The organism is Phytobacter sp. V69 (assembly GCF_965644215.1).
Classification (GTDB): Bacteria; Pseudomonadota; Gammaproteobacteria; order Enterobacterales; family Enterobacteriaceae; genus Phytobacter.
The window spans coordinates 17,733-33,410 of the sequence record NZ_CBFFRL010000009.1 but is presented as its reverse complement, the minus strand read 5'-3'; the positions used below and the strand labels follow the sequence as shown (position 1 = coordinate 33,410).

Genomic DNA, 15,678 nt, shown 5'->3' with positions numbered 1-15,678 from the left:
TGTGATCTTCGTTAACTATTCAGCAATATGACAAATATGAACGCCCAATGACATTTTGCATTTATTTCATTGTGGTGGACTGAAAGCATTGATAACCCTTGCAGGAGCAAGCGATGAGCAAAACGCCGGTTCTGGAGATGCGCAATATTGCCAAAGTATTTAGCAAATTCTACGCGCTGAAAGGGGTGGATCTGACGGTATATCCCGGGGAAATTCACGCGCTGATGGGGGAAAACGGTGCGGGAAAAAGTACGCTGATGAAAATCCTCGCCGGAGCGTACACCGCCACCAGCGGCAAGATCCTGATTGACGGGCAGCCGTTTCATATCAAAGGGCCGAAAGACGCGCTGGCGGCGGGCATCACGCTGATTTATCAGGAGATGCAGCTTGCCCCCAATCTGACCGTCGCTGAAAACATCTTCCTCGGCAGCGAGATTTCCCGCGGCGGGCTGATTCAGCGCCGGGACATGGTCGCCCAGGCGCAAAGCGTGATTGACCGCCTCGGCGCACAGTTCAAAGCCAGCGACCTGGTGATGAAACTGACCATCGCCGAGCAGCAGCAGGTGGAAATCGCCCGCGCCCTGCACCGCCACAGCCGCATTCTGGTGATGGATGAACCCACCGCCGCCCTCTCCTCCTGCGAAACCCACCGCCTGTTTACGCTTATCATGCGCCTGCGCGATGAAGGGATGGCGATTATCTATATCAGCCACCGCATGGCGGAAGTGTATGAGCTTTCCGACCGGGTCAGCGTCCTGCGCGACGGCCAGTATGTCGGCAGCCTGACCCGCGACAAACTCAACGCTTTGGAGCTGGTGCGCATGATGGTGGGCCGTCCGTTAAGCGACCTGTTCAATAAAGAGCGGGATATCCCCAAAGGCAATCTGCGGCTCAACATTCACCATCTGACGGACGGCAAAAAAATCCAGCCGGTCAGCCTGCAAGTCCGTGCCGGAGAAATCGTCGGGCTGGCGGGTCTGGTAGGCGCAGGCCGGTCGGAGCTGGCCCAGCTGATTTTTGGCGTGCGCAAAGCCACCGGAGGCGTGATTGAAATCGACGGCGAACCAGTGGTCATTCACTCCCCCCGCGCGGCCATCGATCTGGGGATCGGTTTTTTGACCGAGAACCGCAAAGAACAAGGGTTGTTCCTTGAACTGGCCGCCCAGGAAAACATCACCATGGCGACCATCGAGCGCGATGCCAACTACGGCATGCTCGACCGCAAAAAAGCGCAGTCCATCTCCGATGACGCCATCAAGTTACTCAATATCCGCGTGCCCCACTCCCAGGTACGGGCGGGCGGTTTATCCGGCGGTAACCAGCAAAAGCTGCTGATCTCCCGCTGGGTCGCTATCGGCCCGCGCATCCTGATTCTTGATGAGCCAACCCGTGGCGTCGACGTCGGGGCGAAGAGCGAAATCTACCGCATCATGAGCCAGATGGCGCGCAAAGGGGTAGCCATCCTGATGATATCCAGCGAGCTGCCGGAGGTGGTCGGCATGAGCGACCGCGTGTACGTCATGCATGAAGGCAGCATCGCTGGCGAGCTGGAAGGCGAGCGCATTACCCAGGAAAACATTATGACGCTGGCAACCGGCGTTAACGAATCCCATCACCAGGCGGTACACCATGACTGAACCTAAAGAGACCTCAGCCACCACGCCGCAGCAGGTGGCGAAATCGGCCTCGGCGAAAAAAATGCTGATGGGCGATTTGATGCAGACGGTCGGTATATTGCCGATTCTGATCCTGATTGTGGCGGTATTTGGCTTTATCGCGCCGAATTTCTTCACCGAAAGCAACCTGCTGAATATCACCCGCCAGGCATCGATCAACATCGTGCTGGCAGCGGGCATGACGTTCATCATTTTGACCGGCGGTATCGACCTGTCGGTCGGGTCCATCCTCGGCACCACGGCGGTGGCGGCGATGGTGGTGTCGCTGATTCCGGAACTGGCGATCCTCTCCGTGCCTGCCGCGCTGATGCTCGGTTTAGTGCTGGGCCTGTCCAATGGCGTGTTGGTCGCCTTTGCCGGACTGCCGCCGTTTATCGTCACCCTGGGCACCTATACGGCGCTGCGCGGAGCGGCCTACCTGCTGGCGGACGGCACCACGGTCATCAACTCGAGTATCGGGTTTGAGTGGATCGGTAACAACTATCTCGGGCCAATCCCCTGGCTGGTGGTGATTGCGCTGGCGGTGATTGTGGTTTGCTGGTTTATCCTGCGCCGCACCACGCTTGGCGTTCATATCTATGCGGTCGGCGGCAACATGCAGGCGGCGCGTCTGACCGGTATCAAAGTGTGGCTGGTGCTGCTGTTCGTCTACGGCATGAGCGGCCTGCTCTCTGGCCTTGGCGGGGTGATGAGCGCGTCGCGCCTGTACAGCGCCAACGGCAACCTCGGCATGGGCTACGAGCTTGACGCCATCGCGGCGGTCATCCTCGGCGGCACCAGTTTCGTCGGCGGTATCGGCACCATCACCGGTACGCTGGTGGGCGCACTGATTATCGCCACGCTGAATAACGGCATGACATTGATGGGCGTTTCGTACTTCTGGCAACTGGTGATCAAAGGGGCGGTGATCATCATTGCAGTGCTGATAGACAAATACCGTACCCGACATCATCAAAGTGCATAACAACAAAACCCTACAGAGGATTTAAGCATGAGATTGAAGCCACTTGTCACCGCTCTCTGTGCTGGCGCACTGCTTGTCGCAACGCCGTTTGCGCAGGCAAAAGATCTGAAATCGATCGGGGTAACGGTAGGCGATCTCGCCAACCCGTTCTTCGTGCAAATCACCAAAGGGGCGGAGCTGGAAGCGCGTAAGCTGGCAGGCGACAAGGTGAAAGTGACGCTGGTGTCCAGCGGCTACGACCTCGGCCAACAGGTGGCGCAAATCGATAACTTTATCGCCGCCAAAGTGGACATGATTATCCTTAACGCCGCTGATTCAAAAGGCATTGGGCCAGCCGTAAAACGCGCGAAAGATGCCGGTATCGTGGTGGTCGCGGTTGACGTGGCGGCGGAAGGGGCAGATGCCACCATTACCTCGGATAACACCCAGGCAGGGGAAATGGCCTGTAAGTACATTACCGATCGCCTGAAAGGCAAAGGCAATGTGGTCATCATCAACGGACCGCCGGTATCTGCGGTACAGAACCGTGTGGAAGGCTGCCAGACCGAATTCAAGCGCCACCCGGATATCAAAGTGCTCTCCTGGAACCAGAACGCCAAAGGCAGTCGTGAAGGCGGTCTGGAGATTATGACCTCGCTGCTGGCCGCTAATCCGAAGATTGATGGCGTGTTCGCGATTAACGATCCGACCGCGATCGGTGCCGATCTGGCGGCTAAACAAGCGCAACGTAACGAGTTCTTTATCGTTGGCGTGGACGGCAGCCCGGACGGTGAAGAGGCGCTGAAACGCGAGAACTCGCTGTTCGTGGCCACCCCAGCACAAGATCCGCAGGTGATGGCGGCAAAAGCGGTGGAAATCGGCTATGACATTCTGCAAGGGAAACCCGCGCCGAAAGAACCCGTGCTGATCCCGGTGACGATGATCGACAAGAAAAACGTCGGTACCTATAAGGGCTGGACGGTTAAATAAGAATTGTGCGGCCTGATGCCCTCCCCCTAACCCTCTCCCTTGAGGGAGAGGGCCGGGGTGAGGGGTCTTCTGCAGACTCTGGGAGATCGCCATGAAACGCTCCGAAATCAATGAAATCCTCGGCCATACCCGGCAATTCTTTTCCATGCACGACGTCCACCTGCCGCCCTTCGCCAGCTTCCCTCCAACCAAATGGCAGCAGCTCGATCACGACAGCTGGCGCGAAGTCTTCGACTTGAAACTCGGTTGGGATGTCACTGCGTTCGGCAGCGATAATTTCTACGACCAGGGACTCACGCTATTCACCCTGCGCAACGGCTCTCCCAACGGCACCCCTTACGCCAAGTGCTACGCAGAAAAAATCATGCACGTGCGCGACGGGCAGGTCACCCCCATGCATTTTCACTGGCGCGAACGCGAAGACATCATTAATCGCGGCGGCGGCAATCTGATTATCGAGCTGTGGAACGCCGGAGCGCATGAAGAAACGAACTACACCGACGTGAGCGTGGTCATCGACGGCTGCATCCAGAAGCACTCCGCAGGCAGCCAACTACGCCTCGCGCCGGGGGAAAGCATCTGCCTGCCGCCCGGTCTGTACCACAGCTTCTGGGGGGAATCCGGCTTCGGCGACGTGCTGGTTGGTGAAGTGTCGTCGGTCAACGATGACGAGCACGACAACCACTTCCTGCACCCGGTGGACAGGTTTAACAACATTCTGGAAGACGAACCCGCGCAGTTGGTGCTGTGCAACGAATATGGTCTGTTCCTGAGCTAAGGAGAATACGATGGCTTTGATTTCGCTTGCCCAAGGTCTGGCGCACGCCCGTGAACATCAGTACGCGCTCGGCGCGTTCAACGTGCTCGACTCCCACTTCCTGCGAGCGCTCTTTGCGGCAGCGAAACAGGAGCGGTCGCCTTTCATCATCAATATCGCCGAAGTGCATTTCAAATATGTCTCCCTCGATTCGCTGGTCGAAGCGGTGAAATTCGAGGCCGCCCACCATGACATTCCAGTAGTGCTCAACCTCGATCACGGACTGCATTTTGAATCCGTGGTGCGCGCACTCAGGCTGGGATTTAGCTCGGTGATGTTTGATGGTTCAACGCTGGAGTACGAAGAGAATATTCGCCAGACCCGGGAAGTGGTGAAGATGTGCCACGCGGTAGGCGTCTCGGTGGAAGCAGAACTCGGTGCCGTGGGTGGCGATGAAGGCGGCGCACTGTATGGCCACGCGGATGAAGCGTATTTCACCGATCCGGCCAAAGCGCGTGACTTTGTGGACCGCACGGGGATCGACACCCTCGCCGTCGCGATTGGCAACGCCCACGGCAAATACAAAGGTGAACCGAAGCTCGATTTTGCCCGCCTGGACGCGATTCGCCAGCAAACCGGCCTGCCGCTGGTGCTGCACGGCGGATCCGGCATCAGCGACGCCGATTTCCGTCGCGCCATCGAACTTGGCATCCACAAAATCAATTTCTATACCGGCATGTCGCAAGCGGCGCTGGACGCCATTGAAACCCGCATGGCTAACCGCCAGCCCATTTACGACGAATTCGCCCAGCTTTTACTGAGCATTGAAGAGGCCATCACCGACACCGTTGCCGGGCAGATGCGCGTCTTTGGCAGCGCGGGGCGACTCTGATGGAACGCAAAGGGATTATCGCCGCCGGGAACATGCTGGTCGACCATGTGCACCAGATTGTGCAATGGCCGGAGCGTGGCTGGCTGGCGGAGATCACACAAAGCGAGCGCTCCACCGGCGGTGCGCCGCTCAACGTCCTGCTGACGCTGGCCAAAATGCGCACCGGCATGCCGCTCCAGGCGGTGGGACTGGTGGGGGAAGACAGCGACGGAGATTACATCATGGCGATGCTCGATCAGTATCACGTCAATCGCCAGCATGTGCAGCGCACCAACTTTGCACCCACCTCCATGTCGCAGGTGATGACCGATCCGACCGGACAACGCACCTTTTTCCACTCGCCCGGCGCGAATCGCCTGCTGGATCTCCCGGCATTCGACCGCCTGGACGAGACGATGAAAATCTTCCATCTCGGCTATTTGCTGCTGCTCGACAGCCTCGATTTGCCGGATGAGCAATTTGGCACCCGCAGCGCCCGCCTGCTGGCGCAGATGCGCGCACAAGGGTATGAAACGTCGCTCGATCTGGTCTCCCGCAAGGGCGACCCGCGCTATCAGCCGCTGGTGATGCCCTGCCTGCCGTATCTGGATTATCTGGTGATCAACGAGATGGAGGCGGGGGAATTTAGCGGGCTGGAGATGCGCCTGGCTGACGATTCACCGCATATCGACAACATCGCCACGGCCGCCTCACAGCTGCTCGCCGCCGGGGTACGCCAGCGCGTAGTGATCCACTGCCCGGAAGGCGCATGGGGCGAAGAACCGGGCCGCGAGGGCCAGTGGATAGCAACGCAGATGCTCACGCAGGAGGAGATTGTCGGTAGCGTCGGCGCGGGAGATGCATTTTGTGCCGGGCTGCTCTACGGCTGCCATGAGCGCTGGCCGCTACCGCAAAGCATTCAACTGGCCCACGCCTGCGCCCGTGCCAGCCTGCTTTGCGCGAACGCCATCGACGGGGCGAAATCACTGGCAGAGTTAAAACAAGAGATCGACAACACGACCTGAGCTGGCTACGCCGCCTGCTCGCTGTGTACCACATCCGCCGCAAACACGTAACCCAGCCCGCGTATCGTTTTGATTAACGCGGGTTGATGCGGGTTGGTTTCAATCTTACGCCGCAGGCGCATGATCAACACATCGATGGTACGGTCGAACACCTCAATGCTCTCGCTGTGGGTCAGCTCCAGCAACTGCTCGCGGCTGAGCACCCGCCGGGCGTTTTGTACCAGCGCCAGCAGCAGGCTGTATTCCCCCTGGGTTAAGTCGACGGTTTGCTGACGGGCGTCGCTAAGCTGGCAGCACGCGGGATCAAGATGCCAGCCGTTGAACGAGAACCCGGCCATTTTCACCGTCGGCGCATCGGATGCCAGCACGCCTGTACGGCGCATTACCGCTTTCACCCGAGCCACCAGCACGCGCGGGGTAAAGGGTTTGCCAATATAGTCATCGGCCCCCATTTCCAGCCCCACCACCACATCCGACTCGCTGCCCAACCCTGTCAGCATGATCACCGGCAGCTCCGGGCGCTGTTTTTGCAGCTGTTTGAGCACTATCAGGCCGTTGATGTCCGGCAGCACCATGTCGAGTAAGACCAGCGCAATCTCCGGATGCTGCGCGGCGGCGGCAATAGCATCCAGCCCGTTATGACACAGGTGCACGGTGAAGACGTGCTCGCTCAGCACATCCCTGAGCAGTTCGCAGACCGCTAAATCGTCATCCACTACCAGAATCGCAGGTTTCATTGTCCGCATCCGCCAGGAAAAAGTGACTCGTTGCTTTATTTTATTTGGCTCAATCATAAAGGCAGCGAATTAATGCCGTTTTTATAATCACGGTCACATCCCCCAGGCGTCGTCACGTCAAATTTGACGATGGCCTGCCTTTCGTCAGTATTTTGAACAAAAATCGGGCGTAAAATCAGGAAATACCCACAAAAGAAGCATGGCATAGAAGATGCATAATGGGTTGAGTGAGCGCGGAATGCGTGAACTTTCTTAACTGGAGCGATAGCGATGAAAAAAGTCGTCACGGTTTGCCCGTATTGCGCCTCAGGTTGCAAGATCAACCTGGTGGTGGATAACGGAAAAATCGTTCGGGCGGAGGCTGCGCAAGGAAAGACCAACCAGGGTAACCTGTGTCTGAAAGGCTACTATGGCTGGGACTTTATTAATGATACTCAAATCCTTACGCCTCGTCTGAAAACCCCTATGATCCGTCGCCAGCGTGGCGACAAACTGGAAGCGGTCTCCTGGGATGAAGCCCTGGATTACGTCGCCACTCGCCTGAGCGCCATTAAAGAGAAGTATGGCCCGGATGCGATTCAGACGACCGGCTCGTCCCGTGGTACGGGGAACGAAACCAACTACATCATGCAAAAATTTGCGCGCGCCGTTATTGGTACCAATAACGTTGACTGCTGCGCACGCGTCTGACACGGCCCATCGGTTGCAGGTCTGCACCAGTCGGTCGGCAATGGCGCAATGAGTAATGCCATTAACGAAATCGATAACACGGATCTCGTGTTTATCTTTGGCTATAACCCGGCGGATTCACACCCTATCGTCGCTAACCACGTGATTCGGGCGAAACAGAACGGGGCAAAAATCATCGTCTGCGATCCGCGCAAAATCGAAACCGCGCGTATTGCCGATATGCACGTGGCATTGAGAAACGGCTCGAACATCGCGCTGTTGAATGCGCTCGGGCATGTGATTATTGAAGAAAACCTGTACGACCAGGCGTTTGTTGCCACCCGTACGCAAGGGTTTGAAGAGTATAAAAAAATCGTCGAAGGCTATACGCCGGAGTCGGTGGAAGATATCACCGGCGTCAGCGCTGCGGATATTCGTAAAGCCGCCCGGATGTATGCTGGCGCGAAAAACGCCACCATTTTGTGGGGCATGGGCGTCACCCAGTTCTATCAGGGCGTAGAGACGGTGCGTTCACTGACCAGTCTCGCCATGATGACGGGCAACCTGGGTAAACCGCATGTCGGGGTGAACCCGGTGCGCGGGCAGAACAACGTCCAGGGTGCCTGCGATATGGGCGCACTGCCGGATACCTTCCCAGGCTACCAGTTTGTTAAAGAGCAGGTCCACCGCGATAAATTCGCCAAAGCCTGGGGCGTGGCCGATCTGCCCGCGCATACCGGCTATCGCATCAGCGAGCTGCCGCACCGCGTGGAGCATGGTGAAGTGCGCGCCGCTTACATCATGGGAGAAGATCCGCTGCAGACCGACGCAGAGCTTTCCGCCGTGCGTAGGGCGTTCGAAGGTCTGGAACTGGTTATCGTGCAGGATATCTTCATGACCAAAACCGCCGCGGCGGCGGATGTCATCTTGCCATCCACCTCCTGGGGCGAGCATGAAGGTGTTTACACGGCGGCCGACCGTGGCTTCCAGCGCTTCTTTAAAGCGGTGGAACCGAAATGGGATCTGAAAACGGACTGGCAGATTATCAGTGAGATCGCCACCCGAATGGGCTACCCGATGCATTACAACAACACGCAGGAAATCTGGGACGAGTTGCGTCATCTCTGCCCGGAATTCTACGGCGCCACCTATGAGAAAATGGGTGAACTGGGCTACATCCAGTGGCCGTGTCGTGACACATCGGATGCCGATCAGGGGACGTCGTATCTGTTTAAAGAGAAGTTCGACACCGATACAGGACTGGCGAAGTTCTTCACCTGCGACTGGGTCGCGCCAATGGATAAACTCACCGATGAGTTCCCGATGGTGCTCTCCACCGTGCGTGAAGTGGGCCACTACTCTTGCCGTTCGATGACCGGCAACTGTGCGGCGCTGTCGGCACTGGCGGACGAACCTGGCTACGCGCAAATCAACACCGCCGATGCGGCACGCCTCGGTATTGAAGATGAAGCGCTGGTGTGGGTGAACTCGCGCAAAGGCCGAATTATCACCCGTGCGCAGGTCAGCGATCGTCCGAATAAAGGGGCGGTGTATATGACCTACCAGTGGTGGATTGGGGCCTGTAACGAGCTGGTGACGGAGAACCTGAGTCCGATTACCAAAACGCCAGAGTACAAGTACTGCGCGGTGAATATAGAACGTATTCCCGACCAGCATGCTGCCGAAGAGTATGTGATCGACGAATACAACAAACTGAAATCACGATTGCGTGAAAGCGCCATGGGTTAATATTAACCAGCAAAATAAAACGGGGTGTGATTATCGCACCCCGTTTTATTTTGCTGGAGAGTTCATTTACTCAGGATGTAAGTTCAGCATTGCTGAAATAACGGGCAGGATATTCTCTTCAAACGCAACTCTTTCCGGCTCCCGCCTGGCACTTAAAAAATCGTCGGAAATAGGAATGTCACCGCCACCGTGCTGGCTCTTGCACTTCAGGACATAGTGAAATGTCCGCATTTCTCCGACCCGGGAAATAGAGTAGATGTCATTAAAGCGGCTAATATCCCTTCCCGGTAATAACGGCAATTTTCGGGAGATGCGCCCAGTCGAGATATCAAAAATGAGGATCTCTGCATTTTTCCAGATATAGAACAGACCGTATACGGTGAGAACCCCACCCGCCAGCAGTGCGATACCGGCCACCACAAACACCAGTGCGCTGCCTACCTTCCAGGGACGATAAACCAACCGCCGGTCATTTAGCTCCATCAGGCATTCCTCTGATGGCTAATGCCAAGAAAGGTTTCCGTCTGTTCTATCATCGCCTGCGGGGCTTGCTGGCCGGGGCCGAACTGCCTGATCGGCATTTTCACGGTTTTCCCGTCCACATCGAAAACCACATTCAGAATGCTGTTACGCATCAGGCCAAAAAAGCGGAACTGACGAATCAACTCAAGCCCGGCGAAATTATCCAGTGACTGGTTGAAGGTCTGCTTACCGCTCCCGGCCTGGATATAGAAGATGCGTTTATCTAAATCAAAGACCATTTTGACGCGCAGGGCCGCGAGCATCACCCCGGCGATGGCAAATAAAACCAGTGCGACAATAATACCGCGCAGTGATGATTCATGTTTGAAATAAGCGTAAATCCCCAGTACCACAAACAGTATTGCCAAGCATATTTTCAGTTTTTTCTGATTTTTAACGATATAGCGATTGCCTTCATGCAGATAAAAGTCTGACATTCCCGAACTCTCCTTATTATCAGGGTAACGTTAAACGCGTGCTAATATTCACGACAGAAGTATTATGGCTGTAATTATTGAATCTGCTATAAAAAATCGCCCCGCAATTTTGGGGGGCGACATTCAGTATGCATATATATTATGGCACTGCGGGACGTTATTACGCCGCGACCAGTTCAATGCGGTTGCCGTCCGGGTCCGCAATCACCGCCTCGTAGAACCCATCCCCGGTCCATCTGGCCGGGCTGAGCAAACGCCCTTCTGCCTGCGCTTTTTGCACCATCGCATCCACCTCTCCGACACCGCCGACGGTAATGGCGATATGCGCCCAGCCGACAAATTCCGGGTTGGCGGGCGCGTCATCAAGCTCAGGTAAGGCCATCAGTTCGATGGCTGGCCCTTCGCGCAAAGAGATGAAGTGCGAGGCGAACCCAGGACGGTTTTTGCTGAGATAGCATTCGTTGCTCTGCCCACCAAATACGGCCTGCCAGAACGCGACCTGCGCCTCCAGGTTGCGTGTCCAGAGGGCGACGTGTGCAATTTTCATCTTTCATCTCCAAAGGGTTTTGACAAGACCGTAAAGAATGCTGGATCATGCTCATTATTGCTCGATGACATTTCAATAAAGAGGCTTCATGCTCGATTATGCAGCTTTCCCGCAACGGCGACAAGCGCGCATTCGCCAGCTTTTACAGGAAAACGGACGTGTTGTCTGTGCAGAACTGGCCAGCCAGATGCAGGTATCCGAACATACTATTCGCCATTATTTACAAGAAATTAGCAATGCAGGCCTGTGTAAAAAGGGTACAGCGGGGCGGTATTACAGCTGCCGGAAGTTTCCACAATCGCAAAGCGAAAAATAGTTCAGAAAAGGACAAGATCGCGCAGCAATGCGCAGCACTGGTGAAACCAGACACCTGCATTTTCATCGATTCGGGCACCACCAATCTGGCCGTCGCCAGAGCGCTGCCCGCAGATATCCGCATCACGGCGGTGACGAACTCGCCGGAGATTGCCGTCGAGTTGATGACCCGCCCGCAGATCGACGTAATCCTGCTGGGTGGGAGATCCATCAGGCCACGGGCGGATGCGTCGGCAGCGGTGCCATTGCGCAGATTCAGGAAATGCTGTTCGGGCAGGTGTTTATTGGCGGCTGCGCCATGGACGCGGACGTTGGTCTGACGGGATTTGATTTCGCTGACTGCGAGTTCAAAAAAGCGGTACTCAAACAGAGTAGCCAGACGGTAGTCGCCCTGACGGCGGATAAACTCCCCGGCGTGGCACGCTACGTTGTGGCGCGGCCCCAGGATCTTGACGTGATAATAGTAGAAGCGAATACCAGCGACGTACTACGTAGCGCGTTGCAGGCACAGCAGATCACGGTGATCACCGCCTGAAATGAGAAACACCGCCTCCCGAACGGAAGGCGGCGCGAGGTATGAAGATTACAGATCGGCCGTTTTATCGAACTTACCGAGCATCTCACGCTCGTAAGCCGCAGCTTTTTTACGGTCGAACTTGTGTTCCCACTTGGCGATAACCAGCACCGCCAGCGCGTTACCCACCACGTTCAGCGCGGTACGCGCCATATCGAGGATACGGTCAACACCGGCAATAAAGGCCAGACCTTCCAGCGGAATGCCCACGCTGCCCAACGTTGCCAGCAGCACCACGAATGACACCCCCGGCACCCCGGCGATCCCTTTCGAAGTCACCATCAGCGTCAGCACCAGGATGATCTCCTGACCCAGTGACAGGTCGATACCGTAAATCTGAGCAATAAAGATGGCCGCGATACTCTGATACAGCGTAGAGCCGTCAAGGTTAAAGGAGTAACCGGTCGGTACCACGAAGCTGGTGATTGACGCCGGTGCACCATAGGCTTCCATTTTCTCGATAATACGCGGCAGCACGCTCTCAGAGCTTGCCGTGGAGTACGCCAGAATCAGCTCATCTTTCAGAATACGAATCAGCGTCCAGATGCTGAGTTTGCACATCCGCGCCACCAGCCCCAAAACCACCAGCGCAAAGAACAGCACCGCAAAGTACACCAGCACTACCAGCTTCGCCAGCGGCCACAGGGAGGCAAAACCGAAGTTCGCGACCGTCACGGAGATCAGCGCAAATACACCCACCGGCGCATAACGCATCACCATGTGAGTGACTTTGAACATGGTTTCAGAGATAGAACGGAACACGGTCACCAACGGTTCACGGTGGGTTGCCGGCAGGGAAGAGAGCCCCAGACCAAACAGTACCGAGAAGAAAATAATTGGCAGCATTTCGCCTTTCGCCATCGATGCCACGATGTTGGTCGGCACCAGGGACAAAATCGTGTTCATTAAGCCATGCGCGTGGCTTTGCACTTCCGCCGTGGTGCTCTGATATTTCGAAATATCCACCGCCGCGAGTTGCGACATATCAATGCCCGCCCCCGGCTGGAAAACATTCGCCAGCGTAATACCCAGCACAATGGCAACCGTGGTGATCACTTCGAAATAAATAATGGTCTTGGCGCCAATACGACCCAATTGTTTCGCATCACCCACACCGGCAATACCCACCACCAGCGTGGAGATAACAATCGGCACAACAATCATTTTGATCAAATGAATAAAGATATCGCCTGCCGGAGACAGCAGGTTAGCGATAAGCCATTCGCGGCTGTCGCTGTGATAATGCAAGTAACTGCCCAGAAGAATACCCAGCACCAGGGCCAGCAAAATCTGCCAGGCCAGGCTGACTTTAAATGTTTTCATAATTGCAGAGATCCTCAATAAAGCGACCTTCCCGCCAGGGAACGATTCATACGGAAAGGGAATGGTTGGCGTCACACGCTCTTGCGGGGTTTTTTAACGCGCAGTATCAGTACCATTTGCGGGGTGCAACGCGCAACCCTTTACCAGAAGGGGGATTGACTGATTTTTTGCATAAAACCGCTTTTTTATGCCATTTATCATGCATAACTATTTGTTATGAAAAAGCTTTTTTTCATCTGTTTTTAGATAATTCAATCCAGCAATTATTTCTCTTCAAAGATTCATTTGTCCAATTTTCATACTGTTCAATCAATGCGTGATCTACAGCGCAAATAATAAACAAACCGGCCAAAGCCCCTACAATTAACGTTTATGTGACATATCATTAACATCTTACAAGGAGAGCAAAAGCCATGAGCCAAATCCACAAACACGATATTCCCGCAAATATTGCGGAACGTTGCCTGATCAATCCGGAGCAGTACGAAGCCAAATATCAGCAATCCGTTACCGACCCGGACACCTTCTGGGGTGAGCAAGGCAAGATCCTTGACTGGATTAAGCCCTACAAGAAGGTGAAAAACACCTCCTTCGCCCCGGGTAATGTATCTATCAAATGGTTTGAAGACGGCACGCTGAACCTTGCGGCCAACTGTCTTGACCGTCACCTTGCCGAGCGTAGCGACCAAACCGCCATCATCTGGGAAGGCGACGACGCCAGCCAGAGCAAAAAGATCACCTATCGCCAGTTGCATGGTGATGTCTGCCGTTTTGCCAACGTGCTGACAGATCTCGGCATTAAAAAAGGCGATGTGGTGGCTATCTATATGCCGATGGTGCCGGAAGCGGCGGTCGCCATGCTGGCCTGTGCCCGCATCGGCGCCGTGCATTCGGTAATTTTCGGCGGCTTCTCGCCGGAAGCCGTTGCCGGACGTATTGTCGATTCCAGCTCCCGTCTGGTGATCACCGCCGATGAAGGCGTGCGCGCCGGGCGCAGTATTCCGCTGAAAAAGAACGTCGATGACGCGCTGAAAAACCCGAACGTCAAAACCGTTGAGCACGTTGTGGTGCTTAAACGCACCGGCGGTAAGATCGACTGGCACGAAGGCCGCGACCTGTGGTGGGACGCCCTCACCGCGAACGCCAGCGCGGAGCACCAGCCGGTTGAAGTCAACGCCGAAGACCCGCTGTTTATCCTTTATACCTCCGGCTCTACCGGCAAACCGAAAGGCGTGCTGCACACCACCGGCGGCTATCTGGTTTACGCAGCCACCACCTTTAAATATGTCTTCGATTACCACGACGGCGACGTCTACTGGTGTACCGCCGATGTCGGCTGGGTCACCGGCCACAGCTACCTGCTGTATGGGCCGCTGGCCTGCGGCGCGATCACCCTGATGTTCGAAGGCGTGCCGAACTGGCCAACGCCTGCGCGCATGAGCCAGGTGGTGGACAAACACAAGGTCAATATTCTCTACACCGCGCCGACCGCTATCCGTGCGCTGATGGCAGAAGGCGACAAAGCGATTGACGGTACTGACCGTTCTTCGCTGCGCATTCTCGGTTCCGTGGGCGAGCCTATCAACCCGGAAGCCTGGGAGTGGTACTGGAAGAAAATCGGCAAAGAAAAATGTCCGGTGATGGACACCTGGTGGCAGACCGAAACCGGGGGCTTTATGATCACCCCGCTGCCAGGTGCGACCCAGCTCAAAGCCGGTTCCGCGACCCGTCCGTTCTTCGGCGTGCAGCCTGCGCTGGTGGATAACGAAGGCAATCCGCAGGAAGGGGCCACCGAGGGCAATCTGGTGATCACCGATTCCTGGCCGGGCCAGGCGCGTACGCTGTTTGGCGACCACGAGCGTTTCGAGCAGACCTACTTCTCCACCTTTAAGAACATGTACTTTAGTGGCGACGGCGCACGCCGCGACGAAGACGGTTACTACTGGATAACCGGTCGCGTGGACGACGTGCTGAACGTTTCCGGCCACCGTCTGGGGACCGCGGAAATTGAATCGGCGCTGGTGTCTCATCCGAAAATCGCCGAAGCCGCGGTGGTGGGCATTCCGCACAATATTAAAGGCCAGGCTATCTACGCTTACGTCACCCTGAACCATGGCGAAGAGCCGACCCCGGCGCTCTATACCGAGGTGCGTAACTGGGTGCGTAAAGAGATTGGCCCGCTGGCAACGCCGGATGTGCTGCACTGGACCGACTCCCTGCCCAAAACCCGCTCCGGCAAAATCATGCGCCGTATTCTGCGCAAAATTGCCGCCGGGGATACCAGTAATCTCGGCGATACCTCGACCCTCGCTGATCCGGGCGTGGTGGAAAAACTGCTCGAAGAGAAGCAGGCCATCACCATGCCTTCGTAACAACGACCCTCACCCTGCCCCTCTCCCTAAAAGGGAGAGGGAATAAAAAAACCCTCCCCAAAGGATTTCGCGTTACAGGAAGGCGGCAAGCGCGCACATACCCAGGAGCATAGATAACTTTGTGACTGGGGTGGGCAAGTGCAGCCAACGAACCTGTGGCGTGAAAGACGA

13 protein-coding genes and 1 pseudogene are annotated in these 15,678 nt (G+C 56.0%); 9 read left to right on the top strand and 5 right to left on the bottom strand.

Translation table 11 applies throughout. The features are described 5' to 3' along the window. The first annotated feature begins 113 nt into the window (after window positions 1-113). The 6 genes from ACSZPU_RS02530 to ACSZPU_RS02505 all read left to right on the top strand — a co-directional run bounded on the left by ACSZPU_RS02530 (window position 114) and on the right by ACSZPU_RS02505 (window position 6,262). A complete protein-coding gene (locus ACSZPU_RS02530; RefSeq protein ID WP_498995141.1) occupies window positions 114-1,637 on the top strand; it encodes a sugar ABC transporter ATP-binding protein in 1,524 nt (507 codons plus the stop codon). After that, the gene (locus tag ACSZPU_RS02525) at window positions 1,630-2,640 is read left to right on the top strand and encodes an ABC transporter permease subunit (RefSeq protein ID WP_498995140.1); all 1,011 of its coding nucleotides are present in this window, start codon (window positions 1,630-1,632) and stop codon (window positions 2,638-2,640) included. The genes ACSZPU_RS02530 and ACSZPU_RS02525 overlap by 8 nt, the downstream gene beginning before the upstream one ends. Before the next feature lie 27 nt (window positions 2,641-2,667). Then, complete coding sequence (locus tag ACSZPU_RS02520) at window positions 2,668-3,609, top strand: ABC transporter substrate-binding protein (RefSeq protein ID WP_498995137.1); 942 nt, start codon at window positions 2,668-2,670, stop codon at window positions 3,607-3,609. A 91-nt stretch (window positions 3,610-3,700) separates the two neighbouring features. Continuing rightward, a complete protein-coding gene (locus ACSZPU_RS02515) occupies window positions 3,701-4,387 on the top strand; it encodes a D-lyxose/D-mannose isomerase (protein WP_498995134.1) in 687 nt (228 codons plus the stop codon). A 10-nt stretch (window positions 4,388-4,397) separates the two neighbouring features. Continuing rightward, the gene (locus ACSZPU_RS02510; RefSeq protein WP_498995132.1) at window positions 4,398-5,258 is read left to right on the top strand and encodes a ketose 1,6-bisphosphate aldolase; all 861 of its coding nucleotides are present in this window, start codon (window positions 4,398-4,400) and stop codon (window positions 5,256-5,258) included. Beyond that, window positions 5,255-6,262 carry a carbohydrate kinase family protein gene (locus tag ACSZPU_RS02505; RefSeq protein WP_498995171.1) on the top strand — a complete coding sequence of 336 codons (1,008 nt, stop codon included), beginning with the start codon at window positions 5,255-5,257 and terminating at the stop codon, window positions 6,260-6,262. The genes ACSZPU_RS02510 and ACSZPU_RS02505 overlap by 4 nt, the downstream gene beginning before the upstream one ends. Window positions 6,263-6,267: 5 nt before the next feature. Here the strand turns inward: ACSZPU_RS02505 and ACSZPU_RS02500 are convergent, their stop codons facing one another. Continuing rightward, window positions 6,268-6,999, bottom strand: coding sequence for a response regulator (locus tag ACSZPU_RS02500; RefSeq protein ID WP_498995129.1), 732 nt, complete (start codon window positions 6,997-6,999; stop codon window positions 6,268-6,270). Between the two features lie 270 nt (window positions 7,000-7,269). Between ACSZPU_RS02500 and fdhF the strand changes: the two genes are divergently transcribed. Further along, entirely contained in the window at window positions 7,270-9,417 is a 2,148-nt protein-coding gene (gene fdhF / locus ACSZPU_RS02495) for a formate dehydrogenase subunit alpha (RefSeq protein WP_498995127.1), read from the top strand. 66 nt (window positions 9,418-9,483) lie between these two features. On the opposite strand, the gene ACSZPU_RS02490 is transcribed toward fdhF, so the two are convergent. From ACSZPU_RS02490 to ACSZPU_RS02480, 3 genes are all read right to left on the bottom strand, one after another. After that, entirely contained in the window at window positions 9,484-9,900 is a 417-nt protein-coding gene (locus ACSZPU_RS02490; protein ID WP_498995125.1) for a hypothetical protein, read from the bottom strand. After that, a complete protein-coding gene (locus ACSZPU_RS02485; RefSeq protein ID WP_498995123.1) occupies window positions 9,900-10,376 on the bottom strand; it encodes a hypothetical protein in 477 nt (158 codons plus the stop codon). Before ACSZPU_RS02485 ends, ACSZPU_RS02490 begins: the two co-directional genes overlap by 1 nt. A gap of 160 nt (window positions 10,377-10,536) precedes the next feature. Further along, entirely contained in the window at window positions 10,537-10,923 is a 387-nt protein-coding gene (locus ACSZPU_RS02480) for a VOC family protein (RefSeq protein ID WP_498995120.1), read from the bottom strand. An 88-nt stretch (window positions 10,924-11,011) separates the two neighbouring features. Between ACSZPU_RS02480 and ACSZPU_RS02475 the strand changes: the two are divergent. Beyond that, window positions 11,012-11,773: pseudogene (locus tag ACSZPU_RS02475) on the top strand (DeoR/GlpR family DNA-binding transcription regulator). A 48-nt stretch (window positions 11,774-11,821) separates the two neighbouring features. Here the strand turns inward: ACSZPU_RS02475 and gltP are convergent. After that, window positions 11,822-13,135 carry a glutamate/aspartate:proton symporter GltP gene (gene gltP / locus ACSZPU_RS02470; RefSeq protein WP_498995118.1) on the bottom strand — a complete coding sequence of 438 codons (1,314 nt, stop codon included), beginning with the start codon at window positions 13,133-13,135 and terminating at the stop codon, window positions 11,822-11,824. A 413-nt stretch (window positions 13,136-13,548) separates the two neighbouring features. On the opposite strand from gltP, the gene acs reads away from it, so the two are divergent. Beyond that, the gene (gene acs / locus ACSZPU_RS02465; protein ID WP_498995116.1) at window positions 13,549-15,507 is read left to right on the top strand and encodes an acetate--CoA ligase; all 1,959 of its coding nucleotides are present in this window, start codon (window positions 13,549-13,551) and stop codon (window positions 15,505-15,507) included. The last annotated feature ends 171 nt before the right edge of the window (window positions 15,508-15,678 follow it).

Bases quoted from the DNA above. Each gene is read 5' to 3' on its own strand.
- ACSZPU_RS02530 (WP_498995141.1), top strand. From the start codon at position 114: ATGAGCAAAACGCCGGTTCTGGAGATGCGCAATATTGCCAAAGTATTT.
- ACSZPU_RS02525 (WP_498995140.1), top strand. From the start codon at position 1,630: ATGACTGAACCTAAAGAGACCTCAGCCACCACGCCGCAGCAGGTGGCG.
- ACSZPU_RS02520 (WP_498995137.1), top strand. From the start codon at position 2,668: ATGAGATTGAAGCCACTTGTCACCGCTCTCTGTGCTGGCGCACTGCTT.
- ACSZPU_RS02515 (WP_498995134.1), top strand. From the start codon at position 3,701: ATGAAACGCTCCGAAATCAATGAAATCCTCGGCCATACCCGGCAATTC.
- ACSZPU_RS02510 (WP_498995132.1), top strand. From the start codon at position 4,398: ATGGCTTTGATTTCGCTTGCCCAAGGTCTGGCGCACGCCCGTGAACAT.
- ACSZPU_RS02500 (WP_498995129.1), bottom strand. From the start codon at position 6,999: ATGAAACCTGCGATTCTGGTAGTGGATGACGATTTAGCGGTCTGCGAA.
- ACSZPU_RS02490 (WP_498995125.1), bottom strand. From the start codon at position 9,900: ATGGAGCTAAATGACCGGCGGTTGGTTTATCGTCCCTGGAAGGTAGGC.
- ACSZPU_RS02485 (WP_498995123.1), bottom strand. From the start codon at position 10,376: ATGTCAGACTTTTATCTGCATGAAGGCAATCGCTATATCGTTAAAAAT.
- ACSZPU_RS02480 (WP_498995120.1), bottom strand. From the start codon at position 10,923: ATGAAAATTGCACACGTCGCCCTCTGGACACGCAACCTGGAGGCGCAG.
- gltP (WP_498995118.1), bottom strand. From the start codon at position 13,135: ATGAAAACATTTAAAGTCAGCCTGGCCTGGCAGATTTTGCTGGCCCTG.
- acs (WP_498995116.1), top strand. From the start codon at position 13,549: ATGAGCCAAATCCACAAACACGATATTCCCGCAAATATTGCGGAACGT.